The organism is Limnobacter alexandrii (genome assembly GCF_005871185.1).
GTDB classification, from domain to species: Bacteria; Pseudomonadota; Gammaproteobacteria; order Burkholderiales; family Burkholderiaceae_B; genus Limnobacter; species Limnobacter alexandrii.
The window spans coordinates 60,594-75,913 of sequence record NZ_SWKN01000006.1 but is presented as its reverse complement, the minus strand read 5'-3'; the positions used below and the strand labels follow the sequence as shown (position 1 = coordinate 75,913).

Sequence of the window (15,320 nt, the reverse complement as noted above, 5' to 3'; positions counted from 1 at the left end):
AGTGGGGCATTAGTTGCAAAAACAATGCCCGCTTTTGAAGCTGATTTTGCACACTTGTGGTGCAAGTTGTTTCGGGTGTGGTGGCTTAGGCCCGAATGTCGAGGCGTCGAAGTGCTGCCAAAAGTGCTTTGGACTGGTTTTCTTCCTGCCGGCATTTGTGTTCCGGGATCAGCAAATTGGTGCAACCGCTCCAGAAGTTTGGCAAGAAGTATGACGTGGTTGGTCGGAGAGCCACAGCCCCACGCAGTGAACTCACCTTCTCGATGCAGTCCTTCAGGTTGGCCACTGCTTGTTTCAGCAAACTTTCCAGATCCGCATGGGGGTGAATCAATCCGATTTTCTGGCAATTGTGCAGTACATGCAACGCAATGTCGCGTTGGGGTTTCAAACGCACCATTGAATAATCCTCGTTGAATTCAAGGCAGTGTTCCAGTTCAATTCCCGGACCAAATTCTGCTTCAATGGCTCGTCGCAACGGTTCGGTTTTCAATTGGTCTGTGGCCATGCCTTCGCTTAGGCCATTGTTCGAGTGGCTACAGAGAGCTTGCGCAATTTGCTCGGCCACCGTGTTGGCCAACACGGCAGGCGTAATGGTTTGCCGCAGCAACTCATCGGCCATTTGTCCAGCCCGGGCTTGATAGTCTGCCGTGGCATAACGGTCTTCAACAACGCTTAATCCCCATTGTCCTGCCACATGGTTCTTCAACGCCTGAACATGGTGAATTTCCAGCTGTTGGGCCAGATTTTCATTCAATCTGGGTTGGTCCTCATGCTTGACCAGTTGTTGCAGGTGTTGTTCCACCAAGCTGTTTTTGGTGCGGGTCAGCACACCAGCCAGCCCGGTTTGTTGGCTGCACAATTGTTGTGTGCACTCAAGAATGTTCAGTGTCTCACCTTCGTTGCACACCCCCAAACCTTGCGCAAGCGCCAGTGCACAAGACAGTTTTTTGTCTGCAGGTATATTGGGGTTGTTCAGTTGCTGCGCAAACAGGTTCAGGTTGCGCCTGGATTCGTTGATGACGAGGGGGGAAAGTTGCTTGGCACTGCAATTGACCCGGGCGTGCAGAAATTCGTTCAGATTGCCCAAGGCCTGTTGCCGTTCAATGCCCACATTGGCATGCTCCCCCAGGAATTGCTGAATGGTTTTGATCGACGTGTTTAGTTGAGTGGTGTAGGCCAGCCGGGTTTCCGGGGATTGCTTGAAGGCAGCCCAGGCAGCGCTGTTTGGTGCAATCGATGGCAGGTCTGCACTTGCGCATTCAGTGGGCAGGGGTTGTGCAGCCTGCGTGGCAAGATTGTTCCAGCCTGTGGAGTTAAAACCTTCGACAGAGTTCGACATGCGCTCAATGTTGGATGGATCTTCATTGAGTGGCGTGAACGAACCGCAGGTTCCATGTCAGGGTGCCTTCAGTGCCCCCCACAAAATTCCAAACAAGTCGTCAAACTGGTCGATCAGCTTGTGGCTTTCCTTGCGCAAAAAATGCATTTGCGCCACGCGGCCGAAGACGCCCATGAACACGTCGAGCAACATCTTGCTGGAAACCGTGTCATTGAACACTCCTTTGTGCTGGCCTTCTTTCAGCATGCCCAGAAATGCGCCCATCAAATCCGGGCTTTCATACACGGGCAAGTCTTGATAGCGGCTGGCGGGTATGGACACGGTCAGCAGCAAAATGACTTTGGGGTGTTTGTCAAAATAGTCCAGCATCACCCACAGGGTTTTGCGCAGGCGCTCACGGTAATCCTCAATGCCCTCCAGGTGGTCGATCATGCGGTTGGCCAACCGGCTAAGCGTGGAGTCCAGCACATAGGCCACCAGTTGTTCTTTGCTGCCGAAGTATTTGTAAATGGTTTGCAGTGAAACATTGGCCGTACGGGCAACTTCAATCAGCGGCACGCTGTTGAAATCGTCGTTGGTGAACAGCTCCAGCACGGCATTTTCAATGCGGTCCAGCGTGGCTTTTCGCATGGTGGCGGGGTTGGCATTCACATCGGATTTGGTGTTGCTTGCGCTTGGGTTCATAGTGACCGGACCCACTTGTTGTGAGTTCAATGGGGTGAATCAAAAGGCGAATCATGTGGTGCTAATGTTGGTTCGGTCAACACTGAATGCCCATGCCCAATGAGAACCACCGTCAACCTCGATGATGAATTATTAACCAAAGCCCAGCAGCTGTCTGGCCTTGGTGAACGAAATGAACTTCTGCGCGAAGCCCTTCGCGCGCTGATACAGCGTGAAAGTGCGCGCAGGCTTGCCCTTTTGGGGGGCAGTCAACCCGAGTTGCAAAATATTCCGCGCAGGCAGTGGCAACTGTGAAAGTGCTTGTGGACACCACGGTGTGGGTTGATCATTTTCATCAGACCGAGCCTCAGCTGGTTCGCCTGCTCAATGAAGGTTGCGTGTTGGGTCATCCATTTGTACTGGGTGAAATGGCGTTGGCCAATCTTCAAGACCGGCGCCGCATACTGAACTGGCTGGCCGACCTGCAACCAACGGTACTGGCTTCGCCCTCCGAGGTGCTTGAATTGATTGAGTTGCGCAAGTTGCATGCACAGGGCCTGGGTTATGTGGACACACACTTGTTGGCCTCGGTGCTGCTGTCGCCCGGGGCTACGCTATGGACTCGCGACATGCAACTGTTGCGGGTGGTTAAGGAATTGGGCTTGCAGCCGCCCATTCAAGACAGGTTTTTCATGCACGACTCGCCCCGTAGCTACACCAATGACGAAAAACGGTAAGCCAAATTACCATATGCATAGAGGTGACACTCTAAAGTAACTTCTTGGGTTGATTGTGCGTTTGCACATCGCCATTCTGGATCGTGAAGAATTCACTAGAACTACGGTAATTTTGATTACCGAATTCCGAAAATCCAGGAGGCACAGATGCCATCGGCACTGATATTTGACGCAGTAAGAACCCCACGGGGCAAAGGTAAGAAAGACGGTAGCCTGCACCAGGCCACACCAGTGTGGTTGCTCAACAACCTGCTGACCGCTTTGCAGCAGCGCAATGACCTCGACACCAGTTTGGTGGACGACGTGGTGCTGGGTTGCGTAACCCCAGTGGGCGAGCAGGGTGCCGACATTGCCCGTACGGCCGTTCTGGATGCTGGTTGGGCTGAAACAGTGGCAGGTGTGACCCAGTCACGTTTCTGTGCCTCCGGTTTGGAATCGGTGAACCTGGCCGCAGCCAAAGTGGGCAGCGGCATGGAAGACATGGTGGTTGCCGGCGGTGTGGAAAGCATGAGCCGCTGGACCATGGGCAGTGATGGCGGCGCGTGGTTCATGGACCCCCGCATCAACGACAAACTCGGTTTCATTCCCCAAGGTATTTCTGCTGACCTGATCGGCACGCTGGAAGGCTTCAGCCGCACCGATGTGGACACCTACGCGGTAGAAAGCCAGCGTCGCGCTGCGAAAGCGCAGGCTGAAGGCCGCTTCAACAAGAGCCGCGTGCCCGTGAAAGACCTGAACGGTTTGATCATGCTGGATCACGACGAATTCATTCGTGGAAATGCCACGGTTGAAAGCCTGGCCACGCTGCAACCCTCATTTGCCATGATGGGCAGCATGGGCTTTAACGCCACGGCCCTGCGCAAGTACACCACGGTTGAAACCATCAATCACATTCACCATGCGGGCAACAGCTCGGGCATCGTGGACGGTGCAGCCCTGGTGCTGGTGGGTAGTGAGGAAGCTGGCCGCAAGGCAGGCATGAAGCCGCGCGCACGTATTCGCGCCGCAGCGGTAATCGGTTCCGAGCCCACCATCATGCTGACTGGCCCAACCCCGGCCTGCTTGAAAGCCCTGCAAAAGGCCGGCTTGAAGGCATCCGACATCGATTTGTGGGAAATCAACGAAGCGTTTGCTGTAGTGCCCATGCAAACCGCGCGCAATTTGGGCGTAAGCCTGGACCGCGTGAACGTGAACGGCGGATCGATCGCCATGGGTCACCCACTGGGCGCAACCGGCGCAATTATTTTGGGCACATTGCTCGATGAACTTGAGCGGCAAGACAAAACCCTGGGCCTGGCCACACTGTGTGTGGGCGGCGGCATGGGTATTGCCACCATCATCGAACGCATTTAATTGGCCGAAGGAGAAACAACAATGAGTGCAGTGAAATTTGAACTCGGTCAGGATGGCATCGCGGTAGTCACGCTCGACATGCCCGGCCGTTCCATGAACGTATTGAATGAAGAATTGATGGGCCCGTTTGCGGAAGCCCTGACCCGCATTGAAACCGATGCAGCAGTAAAAGGCGTGGTGTTGACTTCCGGCAAGCCAGAATTCCTCGCCGGCGCTGACCTGGACACGGTTTACAAAATTACCGATCCACAACAGGCTTTTGATTTGGCAGAAGCCTTCAAAACCCTGTTGCGCCGCATGGAAAAGTGCGAGAAGCCAATCGTGTGCGCGTTGAACGGCACCGCATTGGGCGGTGGCCTGGAACTGGCCATGGCTTGTAACCACCGCATTGCGCTGAACAACCCCAAAGCCAAATTCGGTTTGCCCGAAGTGAAGCTGGGCCTGTTGCCCGGCGGCGGTGGTACGCAGCGTTTGCCCCGCATGATCGGCATTCAGGGCGCGCTGGAAATGATGACTCAGGGCACTGAACTGCGTGTAGAACAAGTTGTGAAGAAAGGCATCGTTCAAGACACGGCAGACACTGTTGAAGACATGATTGCCAAGGCACGCGCCTGGGCAGTGGCCAACCCCAAAGCCTTGCAGCCATGGGACGTGAAAGGCTTCAAGTTTCCCGGTGGCGATTCCAAGCACCCAGCCATTGCGCAAATTTGGGCGATCGCACCGAGCATGGCCAACGCCAAGGCATTTGGTAATTACCCAGCACTAACCCACATTGCAAGCTGCGTGTTCGAAGGCGGTATTACCGACATCGACACTGGCCTGAAAGTGGAAAGCCGTTACTTCGCTGCTTGCGTGTTGTCGCAAGAAAGCAAGAACATGATGAACACGTTGTGGTATCAGCTCAACAGCATCAAGAAAGGCCAAAGCCGCCCAAGCGCACCCGCGAAAAGCAAGGTCAAGAAAATTGGCGTGCTGGGTGCGGGCATGATGGGTGCTGGTATTGCCTATGTGTCTGCGAAAGTGGGCATTGAAGTGGTGTTGATCGATGCCACGCAAGAAGGCGCAGACAAGGGCAAGGCCTACAGCACCAACCTGCTGGACAAAGCCATTGCCAAAAAGCGCAGCACCCCTGAAAAGAAAGAAGCACTGCTGAACCTGATTACTGCCACCACCGATTATTCAAAATTGGAAGGCGCAGATTTGGTGATCGAAGCCGTGTTCGAAGACCGCGCCGTGAAAGCTGATGTAACTGCCAAAGCAGAAGCAGTTATTCCTGCAACTGCAGTGTACGCATCTAACACGTCGACCCTGCCAATCACTGGCCTGGCCGAAGCCTCCAAGCGCCCCAACCAGTTCATCGGTTTGCACTTCTTCAGCCCGGTGGACAAAATGCCGCTGGTTGAAATCATCATGGGTGAAAAAACCGACGATGAAACATTGGCCAAGGGCTTCGACTACGTGCAGCAAATTGGTAAAACACCAATTGTTGTGAACGACAGCCGCGGCTTCTTTACAAGCCGTGTGTTCGGCACATTCCTGATGGAAGCCGCAGCCATGGTGGGCGAGGGTGTTCACCCACGTTCAATCGAAATGGCGGGTCTGGAAGCCGGCATGCCCATGCCACCTTTGGCGCTGTACGACGAAGTGTCATTGAGCCTTAGTTTGCTGATCATGAAGCAAACCAAGAAAGACATGGAAGCCGCAGGCCAAACATTCCCAGAGCACCCAGGCTACAAAACGCTGATTACCGTGGCTGAAAAGCATGGCCGCATTGGCAAGAAAGACGGCAAAGGTTTCTACGACTACACCCCCGCCGGCAAAACCCTGTGGAAAGGTTTGAGCGAAGAATTCCCGCTGGCCAAAGAGCAGCCAAGTTCACAGGAAATTCAAGACCGCTTGATGTACATCCAAGCCAATGAAGCCGCACGCTGCTTGCAGGAAAAAGTGCTGCGTTCAGTGGCCGACGGCAACATCGGTTCCATTTTCGGTTTGGGCTTTGCCCCATTCACAGGCGGTATGTTGCAGTTCATCAACGCCAAGGGCTTGCCCCAGTTTGTGAAGCGTTGTGAAGAGCTGGCCGCCAAGTACGGCGAGCGTTTCAAGCCTGCCAGCATGCTGTTGGAAATGGCCGCTCAAGGCAAAAAGCTGGAAGACAATCTGAATTAACAGGAGCAGTAACCATGGTATTCAAAGCAATCATGAATGGCTTGATCAAAGCCAAAGCCATGCCCCAAATTTCGCCGACTGAGCGCCAAGCGCTTGAAGCAGGCACGGTGTGGATCGACGGGCAGGTGTTTTCCGGCAAGCCCGACTTTGCAAAAATGTTTGCTGAGCCCTATTCAAAGTTGAACCAGCGCGAGCGCGAGTTCATCGACGGTCCAGTGCAGCAATTGTGTGAAATGTGCGATCCGCATGAAATCGCAACCACCCGCGTTATTCCGAAAAAAGCAGTCGATTTTCTGGCCTCAGCTGGCTTTTATTCTTTCCTGATTCCCCAAAAATTTGGTGGTCTGGAATTCTCCGCGAATGCGATTTCCACCATCATGGCAATGATCACTTCGCACAGCCCATTGCTGTCCACTTTGGTGGTGATTCCCAACAGTTTGGGCGCTGCTGAACTGATCAAGCACTACGGCACACAAGCGCAGAAAGAGCACTACTTGCCACGTTTGGCCAGCGGTGAATACCTGCCTTGTTTTGGTTTGACAGAGCCCACAGCGGGTTCCGATGCGGCGTCGATTCTGGCGCGTGGCGTGGTGTTTAAAAACGCCGAAGGCAAAGTTCAAATCAAGCTGAACTTCCGCAAGCGTTACATCACCTTGGCACCTGTGGCCAATTTGATTTCCTTGGCTTTTAAATTGCACGATCCGGATAACCTGCTGGGTAAAGGTACCGACGCTGGTATTACCGTGGCACTGGTACACCGTGGCACGCCTGGCCTGGAAATGGGCAAGCACCACCAGCCAATTGGTGATGCGTTCTACAACGGTCCAATCATTGGTAACGATGTAGTGATCGACGCGGATGAAATTATCGGTGGCGCAGAATGTGCGGGCCAAGGCTGGCGCATGTTGATGGAACAGCTGGCAGGTGGTCGCGCGGTTTCATTGCCTGCCGGTGCAGTGGGTGGTGTGCGCGCAGCAGCGGCCGCTTCGGGTGCTTATGCCCGTGTACGTCAGCAGTTCGGCATGCCCATTGCTGAAATGGAAGGCATTCAGGAAAAGCTGGCTGAAATTGCAGCCATGGCTTACCTCAGTGAAGGGGCGCGTGTGTATGCACTGAGCGCGCTGGACAATGGCGAGCAGCCACCAGTGGTTTCGGCTGTTTGGAAAGCCTACCTCACTGAGCTTTCACGCGAACAAGCAAAAAATGCCATGGATGTAATGGCCGGCGCTGGCGTGATGCAAGGCCCCAACAACGTGATTGGTCGCGGCTATTGTTCAGCCCCGGTTGCAATTACCGTGGAGGGTGCCAACATCATGACCCGTTCGCTGATTACCTTTGGTCAAGGTGCAGTGCGTTGCCACCCCTATGCTTTCAAAATTGCGAACGCACTGGAAGCCAATGACTTGCCCACATTCAGCAGCGCGCTGAAGGGTTGGATTGGTCACATGGTGGTGAACACCAGCCGCTTGGTTGGCCTCACGCTGACCCGTGGTTATCTGGCCAGCACGCCGAAAATTGATGGCGTTACACCTTACCTGCGCAAGCTGGCCTGGGCGTCTTCACGCTATTCATTCCTGACCGACATGGCCTTGATTACTGTGGGTGGCAAGCTGAAAGCACGCCAGCAACTGACCGGCCATTTCGCCGATGCGTTGGGATGGCAGCTGTTGGCAATTTCAACTATTCGTCGCTATGTGGCCGAAGGTGAAATCAAGGAAGACTTGCCGCTGGTTCAGTACGCTTGCGAATACGCCTTGGCGAAAGTGCAAAAAGCATTCGAATCCATTTATGCCAACTTCGGCAACAACGCAGTGGGCTTTTTGCTGCGCACCGTGGGTTACTTCAGCCTGCGCGTGAACCCATTGGTGGGTTCAGGCCTTGATCGTTTGGTGCCCACTGTGGCCAAAACAATCACCAAGAGTGGCGCACAACTGGGCCGCATCACTGGCGATTTGTACATGCCCAAGTTCAACCTGGCCGATCTGGACAGCGACGAAGTGTTGGCCCAAACCACAGGCGTGAAGCGCTTGATGGCCGCATTCCAGGCCGTGCAGGAAGCTGAAGTGGTGCAAATGAAAGTGATTCAGGCGCGCCGCAGCAAGTTGGTGGACAAAGGTTCTGTGCAAGAAATGGCAGAAGCCGCATTGGCCAAAGGCATTATTACAGCAGCCGACAAAAAGCTGCTGGACCGTGCCAACCGCATTAGCCTGGAAGCAATCATGGTGGATGAGTTCACACCGCAGGAATTCTTCGGTGATGAATCAGTGACCTATGCGCCAGGTTTTGAATGTGCCAATGTACCCAATGTTGGCCATGGCTCAGCAGTGCAGGGCGAGCGCTTGAGGGTTGTAAACTCTTAAGACGTGGCGTCCATGTGAACACGTGCCCCGGCTTGGCTTGGGGCACTGTTCGCTTCGACCGGCTTTGCAAGGTTTCCCGGCGGATTCGCAGCGCGGGGCGATTGCTGAAAGCAATCGATGCGAAGACGCCGTGGCGTTTCGCATGCCCCAAGCCAGAAGCATCAAGCCGGATCGAGAAACCTTGCTTAGAGCGAAGCGAACAGTGCCTCAAGCCAGGCAAGGGTCGCCCCTGTCCAAAATCAACAAAGTTATTCACAACCAATCAATCACCGAGGCTGCTACACATGTCACCCATTCAAGACCCCACCTTGCTCGAAGGCATCACCGTGCTGGATTTGTCGCGCAATTTGCCCGGGCCAGCCACATCGTTGATTCTGCAACAGATGGGTGCCACGGTGATCAAGATGGAGCCGCCTCATGGCGACGATGCCAAAAGCATGCCCATGCTTTACGCCGCTTTGAACAGCAGCAAAAAAATTGTAACTGCCGACTTTCGCACGCCTGAAGGCATTCAGGCCTTGAAAGACCATGCAGCCAAGGCCGACGTACTGATTGACGGTTTTCGCCCTGGTGTGATGGCAGACATGGGTTGTGGCTATGACACCCTGAAAGCCTTGAACCCCAAACTGGTCATGTGCTGCATTACCGGTTACGGGCAACAAGGTGCGCTGGCTGAGAAAGCCGGGCACGACATCAATTACATGGCCTTGAGCGGTGTACTCGATGGTTTGCAAACCGCCGAGGGCGACATTCCAGTGCCTGCCGTGCAGTTTGGTGACTTGTTTGGTGGCACTTCGGCTGCTGTGCAGGGTATCTTGGCGGCTTTGCTGAAAGCGCAGCGCACAGGGCAGGGCACTTTTGTGGATGTGTCCATGACCCACAACCTGTGGAAGCAAAACATCATGCCCGAGAGCATGGAGCAAATGTGGATCATGCTCAGCGGCAAACCAGCCCGCCATCAAGATGACTTGCTCAGTGGTGGCCTGGCCTGTTACAACGTCTACAGAACCGCAGACCAGCGCCACTTGGCGGTGGGCTCGCTGGAACACAAGTTCTGGAAAGTGGCTTGCGAGGCCATGGGCAAGCCCGAGTGGACGAATATTCACTGGAGCCGAGGCGCCATGCCCGGCACCCCACCGGCTGTACAAATGCTGGCCGACATGAAGGCTCTGGTTGCGTCCCAGCCCCTGGCTTATTGGGAGCAGGTGTTTGGCAAGGTGGATGCCTGTATTACGCCTGTGCTGACCCGAGCAGAAATCAAGCAGAGGAATTTGCTGCAACTTTGATGCTTTTTCGGCCGGGAAAGTTGCGCCGGTAAATCGAGTACTGCGTCTAAAATCCTGAAATCTTTGGGTTAACTTACGCGATTCTTACCAAAATCGCGGGAAGAATGGTATTGTTGAATTTGCCGGAAGTCTTATACAACACTTATAAAAACCGAGCCCACGCAGGCTCAGCCGGGGAGACATAAAAAGCCACCCAAAGTGGCACCTCCTTGGCCGCATTCGCTCGGTTTACAGGAGATCAGTACATGTCAGCACGTCCCGACGAGGCCGCCCCTAAGGTGTCGCCCGATCAATTCAATGGTTTTGTCAGCAAAGAAGCGCAGGAGCTTTTTGAGTCCCGTTACTGGACGAAAAGTTATCCTCCAGGCGTGTCAGGCGACATGCCTCCCCTGCGTTACACCAGCATGCTGGAACTGGTGGCCGAGTGCTTGAAAAAGTACGCTGACCGCCCAGCTTTCGTTTCAGCGGGCACAGAGTTCTCGTACAAACAGGTCGATGACATGTCCGACCAGTTTGCGGGCTACCTGAAATCCATCGGTGTGAAAGCGGGTGATGTTGTGGCCATTATGTTGCCCAACTGCGTGCAGTTCCCGGTGTGTTTCGTGGGTGCCATGAAGTTGGGCTGCACACTGACCAACGTGAACCCGCTGTACACTGTGCGTGAACTGAACCACCAGTTGAAAGACTCGGGTGCAACCACCATTGTGGTGTTTGAAAACTTTGCCAATACCTTGCAGCAATCGCTCGAGGGTACCCAAGTCAAGAACATCGTGATTACTCAGCTGGGCGACCTGCTGGGTGGCTTGAAGGGCTTCATCGTCAACTTCGTGATGCGCAAGATCAAGAAGATGGTGCCAGCCTACAATTTGCCCCAGGCCGTGCCTATCAAAAAGGCGCTGGCTGCTGGCAAGGGTGTTTCATTCCCCAAGCCCAGCCCCAAGCTGGACGACGTGGCCTTGCTGCAATACACCGGTGGTACCACTGGCGTGTCCAAAGGTGCCATGCTGACCCAGCGTAACCTGATGAGCAATATGGAACAGGGCCTGGCCTGGATGAGCGAAGCAATCGGCAAAGAGCCAATTTGCGTGGTCACCATGCTGCCGCTGTATCACATCTATGCGCTGGCCGTGAACTGCATGCTGTTCATGACCTTTGGTGCCCGCAACATTCTGATTGCGAACCCACGAGATGTAGGCACTGTGATGAAAGTGTTGCGCAAGGAAAAATTCCATGTGATCACCGCGGTGAATACGCTGTTCAATGCCTTCCTGAACAACGAAGAATTCTGCAATCGCGATTTCTCCGACATGAAGTTCGCCATGAGCGGCGGTATGGCACTTCAACAACCCATCGCTGAGCGTTGGTACAAAGTAACCGGCTGCGCAATTTCTGAAGGCTTCGGCATGACCGAAACTTCGCCCGTGGTGACTGTGCCCCCATTGCATGGCGGCGAGCGCCCAGCATTCCGTGGCAATGTAGGTTTGCCGATTCCCGGCACCGAAGTGCGCTTGAAGCGGGACGATGGTTTGTGGGGTGGTTTGAACGAGCCCGGTGAAATTTGCGTGCGTGGCCCGCAGGTGATGTTGGGTTACCTGAACCGCCCTGAAGAAACAGCCAAGACCATCGACAAAGACGGTTGGCTGGCCACAGGTGACATCGGCACCATGGACGAGCAAGGTTTCGTGAAAATTGTAGATCGCAAAAAAGACATGATTATCGTGAGCGGCTTCAATGTGTTCCCGAACGAGATTGAGGATGTGGTTGCCCAGCACCCTGGCGTTTTGGAGTGTGGCGTGGTGGGCGTGCCCGACCCTGTGACCGGCGAAAAAGTGAAACTGGTGGTGGTGAAGAAAGACGCCAGTGTGACCAAAGAAGATTTGATCGCACATTGCCGCCAAAACCTGACTGGTTACAAAATTCCGTCATTCGTAGAGTTCCGCGACGACTTGCCTAAAACGCCAGTGGGCAAAATTCTGCGCCGCGAACTTCGCGACAAACCGAAAGAAACTGCATAAGTTTTCTTCGTGAAATGAAAAAGCCACCTGCGAAGGTGGCTTTTTTTATGCCTTACTACTGCGCTTAGTTGCGCACGTACATTTCAACGCGGCGGTTCTGCGTGCGGCCAGCTTCAGTGTCGTTGGTGGCCACCGGGAAACGTTCGCCCAAACCGGCTGCGGTCAAACGACCACCATCAATGCCCTTGCCCGTCAGGAAGCTGGTCACCGATTGTGCACGGCGTACTGAAAGGTCTTGGTTGTATTGATCGCTGCCGGTGCTGTCGGTGTAGCCGATCACACAAACAATGGTGTTGGGGTTGTCACGCAAGGTGGCAGCAATTTGATCCAGAGTGCCGGCAAACTGGGGTTTGATTGCTGTTTTGTTGGTGTCAAACAAAGCAGCGCCTGGAATGTCCAGCATCACGGAACCATCGCGCTGCTCACGCACTGCAATCTGGCTGCCCACCAGGTAACCGAACAGGCCACCCAAGGCGGCACCACGCACGGTGTCTTTGCCGTCAATGCTGTTGCCCACAATGGCACCGCCAATGGCACCCACTGCAGTACCAATTGCAGTTTTGGTGTTGTCTACTTTGCGCTCAGGCGCTACGGGGCAGCCAGCAACAGCCACGGGTGAACCGGGGGCTGGTTGTTGCGGCGCTTGCGGTTGTTGAAAAACACCGCCACCATTGCTGGCGCAGCCTGCGGCAAACAAGGTAAGGGCGATTGCTGAAAGTTTGAATTTGTTCATGGTGTATTCCTTGAATTTTGTTTTGACCGGTCTTCCGTCTGTTTCATTTTAACGCCTTACCCCATTACAGGTTGACTATAAAAATTTCATGGCGCTACACTCCAACATGCTTAAATCATTAACGATACTTCTTGCTTTTCAGGCTTTGGGCGAGTTGCTCAGTTTCGCCCTGTTTCCATCCATTCCCGGGCCTGTTCTGGGTTTGATCGCCTTGCTGGCATTTTTCTTCATCAAGGGCGGTGTGCCTGCCGATATTCAATCCACGGCCAATGTGTTTACAGCCAACCTGGGTTTGCTGTTTGTGCCCGCAGCGGTGGGGGTAGTCGTTTTTTGGCCGATCTTGGCCGAATTCGGGGTGGTGATCCTGCTGACCTTGCTGGTCAGCGTGGGGCTTACTTTGGTCAGCACCGCTTTTTTGCTGGACAGGCTGGCAGCGCGATTCATGCCTGGTGAAGTCAGCGAAGAGGGCAAGCATGAGTGAATCAGCCCGCCGCGTGCTGGAGCTTCCTGAAATATGGGTGTATCTCAGTGGCAATCCACTCAGCGCTCTGTTTTTGACTTTACTGGCCTATCAAATTGGTTTGTGGTGCTACAGGAAAAGCGGGCAGCATCCCTTCACCAACCCGGTCATGATTGCCGTGTTGTTGTTGGCAGCATTCTTGCAAATCACGGGTTTAAGTTACCAGCAGTATTTTGAAGGTGCCCAGTTTGTTCACTTTTTATTGGGCACCGCCACTGTGGCTTTGGCAGTGCCCATTTACCAAGGGCTCACCGCCGTGAAGGGGCAAACTCTTCGTACATTGGCATTGCTTAGTGTGGCATTGCTGGTGGGTGGTGCTGTCTCAATTGCCAGTGCCCTCGGCACTGCCTACTTGTTGGGGGCCAACCTGGATATTCTTCAAAGCCTGTGGGCGAAATCGGTTACGGCACCGATCGCCATGGGCGTTAGTGAACGCATTGGTGCTTCTCCCACTCTGACTGCCTTGTTTGCAATTGTCACCGGAATTTTGGGTGCCGCAGTGGGCACCTGGTTGTTCAATTCAATGGGCATGAAGCGTTGGTGGGTGCGCGGCTTCACCATGGGCCTTGCAGCACACGGCATTGGCACTGCCCGTGCATTTTCTGTTCACCCCGAAGCTGGGCGCTACGCCAGCCTGGGTATGGGTTTGCATGGCATTTTTGGTGCGCTGTTAATTCCGTGGGCGTTTGGTTTTTTCAGTTAAGGGCAAGCGTAATCAAAAACAGGCCGCCCAGGCTGCCACATACACAGCCCGCATGTCGGGGCTGGCGTAGCCCAGCATTACCAGCAGGGCAAACACCACCAACAGCACTTTTGCCCAGCGTGGCATGAGTGGGGTGTTGGTTTTTGTTGGCTCAGGCGGCTTGTGCTGTGGGTTCATTCGGGGTCGCGCTTTGTTCCTTGATAGGCCAGTTTACCGCAGCGGCAATTGCACTTAAAGCCACGCAAATCCACCACACCAGTGTGTAGCTGCCGGTGGCATCGAACAACAAGCCCCCAAGCCAGCCTCCCACAAAGGCGCCAATTTGGTGAAACATGAATACCAGACCACCCAGCATGGAAAGATTTTTCACGCCAAACATGGCCGATACAGTGCCTGTGGTCAAAGGCACAGTCGACAACCACAGTATTCCCATGCCCGCAGCAAATAAATACACACTCCAAGTGCTTAAAGGTGCCAGCACAAAAGCCACGATGAGCACACCGCGCAGGCCATAAATGCCGGTCAGCAGCATGGGCTTTCTGAATTTGCTACCCCACAGACCAGCAAGGTAGCTGCCCAGAATATTAAACAAACCAATCAGGGCCAACGCTGTACTGCCCGCACTGGCGGGTATGCCGCTATCCTGTAAATAGCTGGGAAGGTGCACGCTGATGAACAAAATTTGAAAGCCGCACACAAAATAGCCCACGCTCAACATGAGAAAGGCGCGGTGCCGAATGGCTTGCCCAAGCGAGGCCCACATGCCCGGTTCTTTGCCTGTTGGTGCTTCCTGATGATTGGCAGCCGTGTTCGGGCATTCGGCACTGCAAGGTGCGTCGTCGGTTTTCAGGGGCTTGGCTTTGGGTTCAATCAATTGCCAGGCCAGTGCCAGGATAATTACTGCAATACACGCGAGAATGGTGAGTGCCGAAGACCAACCTACCTGGTTGATCAGAAACAACCCCCCGGGTAAAAATGCGAACTGTCCCAGTGAGCCCAAGGCCATGGAAATGCCCATGGCCATGCTTCGTTTTTCTGGTGGCATGGCGCGGCTGACCGCACCAAACACCACCGGGAATGTGGTGCCGCTTAAACCCAGGCCAATCAGAACGCCAGCGCTCAAGGTCAGCATGCCGGGGCTTTCAACGGTGGCCATTAAAAACAAACCCAGTGCATACAGTGCGCCACCAAGAATCATGGTGATGGCTGATCCCAAGCGATCTGCCATTCTGCCTACAAAAGGTTGTGCAACCCCCCACACCAGGTTCTGCATGGCAATTGAAAAGGCAAATACCTCACGCCCCCACTCATTGCTCAGGCTCATGGGCTGTAAAAAAAGCCCGAATGAATGGCGTATGCCCAGCGCAATGGTCATGATGAAAGCCCCGCACCACAGCACGGTGAGGGGGGAAACTGCCTTGCGGGAGGTCAATTGCATGGTGTGC

The 15,320-nt window shown here is 54.3% G+C and carries 14 protein-coding genes; 9 read left to right on the top strand and 5 right to left on the bottom strand.

The genetic code is table 11. The features are described from left to right. Positions 1-85: 85 nt before the first annotated feature. Positions 86-1,339, bottom strand: coding sequence for a hypothetical protein (locus tag FCS97_RS00565; RefSeq protein WP_138515637.1), 1,254 nt, complete (start codon positions 1,337-1,339; stop codon positions 86-88). Between the two features lie 57 nt (positions 1,340-1,396). Then, positions 1,397-2,023: a TetR/AcrR family transcriptional regulator gene (locus FCS97_RS00560; RefSeq protein WP_138515635.1), complete on the bottom strand. Its 627-nt coding sequence runs from the start codon at positions 2,021-2,023 to the stop codon at positions 1,397-1,399. A 99-nt stretch (positions 2,024-2,122) separates the two neighbouring features. Here FCS97_RS00560 and FCS97_RS00555 point away from each other — a divergent pair, with 99 nt between their 5' ends. From FCS97_RS00555 to FCS97_RS00525, 7 genes are all read left to right on the top strand, one after another. Beyond that, on the top strand, positions 2,123-2,317 hold the full coding sequence (locus FCS97_RS00555) for a type II toxin-antitoxin system VapB family antitoxin (protein ID WP_138515633.1): 195 nt from the start codon (positions 2,123-2,125) through the stop codon (positions 2,315-2,317). Then, positions 2,305-2,739 (top strand): type II toxin-antitoxin system VapC family toxin, encoded by a 435-nt coding sequence (locus FCS97_RS00550; protein ID WP_212746417.1) that lies wholly within the window; start codon positions 2,305-2,307, stop codon positions 2,737-2,739. Before FCS97_RS00555 ends, FCS97_RS00550 begins: the two co-directional genes overlap by 13 nt. Positions 2,740-2,886: 147 nt before the next feature. Then, positions 2,887-4,092: an acetyl-CoA C-acetyltransferase gene (locus FCS97_RS00545; RefSeq protein WP_138515631.1), complete on the top strand. Its 1,206-nt coding sequence runs from the start codon at positions 2,887-2,889 to the stop codon at positions 4,090-4,092. A gap of 21 nt (positions 4,093-4,113) precedes the next feature. Then, positions 4,114-6,258 carry a 3-hydroxyacyl-CoA dehydrogenase NAD-binding domain-containing protein gene (locus FCS97_RS00540; RefSeq protein WP_138515629.1) on the top strand — a complete coding sequence of 715 codons (2,145 nt, stop codon included), beginning with the start codon at positions 4,114-4,116 and terminating at the stop codon, positions 6,256-6,258. Between the two features lie 14 nt (positions 6,259-6,272). After that, a complete protein-coding gene (locus tag FCS97_RS00535; RefSeq protein WP_138515627.1) occupies positions 6,273-8,618 on the top strand; it encodes an acyl-CoA dehydrogenase in 2,346 nt (781 codons plus the stop codon). Positions 8,619-8,902: 284 nt separating this feature from the next. Then, positions 8,903-9,904 carry a CaiB/BaiF CoA transferase family protein gene (locus tag FCS97_RS00530; protein WP_171035104.1) on the top strand — a complete coding sequence of 334 codons (1,002 nt, stop codon included), beginning with the start codon at positions 8,903-8,905 and terminating at the stop codon, positions 9,902-9,904. Positions 9,905-10,149: 245 nt separating this feature from the next. Beyond that, positions 10,150-11,919 (top strand): AMP-binding protein, encoded by a 1,770-nt coding sequence (locus tag FCS97_RS00525; RefSeq protein ID WP_138515623.1) that lies wholly within the window; start codon positions 10,150-10,152, stop codon positions 11,917-11,919. Positions 11,920-11,983: 64 nt separating this feature from the next. Here the strand turns inward: FCS97_RS00525 and FCS97_RS00520 are convergent, their stop codons facing one another. Then, on the bottom strand, positions 11,984-12,652 hold the full coding sequence (locus FCS97_RS00520) for an OmpA family protein (RefSeq protein ID WP_138515621.1): 669 nt from the start codon (positions 12,650-12,652) through the stop codon (positions 11,984-11,986). Positions 12,653-12,758: 106 nt separating this feature from the next. Between FCS97_RS00520 and FCS97_RS00515 the strand changes: the two genes are divergently transcribed. Together FCS97_RS00515 and FCS97_RS00510 are read left to right on the top strand one after the other, a co-directional pair. Further along, the gene (locus FCS97_RS00515) at positions 12,759-13,133 is read left to right on the top strand and encodes a CidA/LrgA family protein (protein WP_138515619.1); all 375 of its coding nucleotides are present in this window, start codon (positions 12,759-12,761) and stop codon (positions 13,131-13,133) included. After that, entirely contained in the window at positions 13,126-13,875 is a 750-nt protein-coding gene (locus tag FCS97_RS00510; protein ID WP_138515617.1) for an LrgB family protein, read from the top strand. The genes FCS97_RS00515 and FCS97_RS00510 overlap by 8 nt, the downstream gene beginning before the upstream one ends. Positions 13,876-13,887: 12 nt before the next feature. Here the strand turns inward: FCS97_RS00510 and FCS97_RS16500 are convergent, their stop codons facing one another. Together FCS97_RS16500 and FCS97_RS00505 are read right to left on the bottom strand one after the other, a co-directional pair. Next, a complete protein-coding gene (locus tag FCS97_RS16500) occupies positions 13,888-14,052 on the bottom strand; it encodes a hypothetical protein (protein WP_171035103.1) in 165 nt (54 codons plus the stop codon). Beyond that, complete coding sequence (locus tag FCS97_RS00505) at positions 14,027-15,313, bottom strand: MFS transporter (RefSeq protein ID WP_138515615.1); 1,287 nt, start codon at positions 15,311-15,313, stop codon at positions 14,027-14,029. Before FCS97_RS00505 ends, FCS97_RS16500 begins: the two co-directional genes overlap by 26 nt. Between the last annotated feature and the right edge of the window lie 7 nt (positions 15,314-15,320).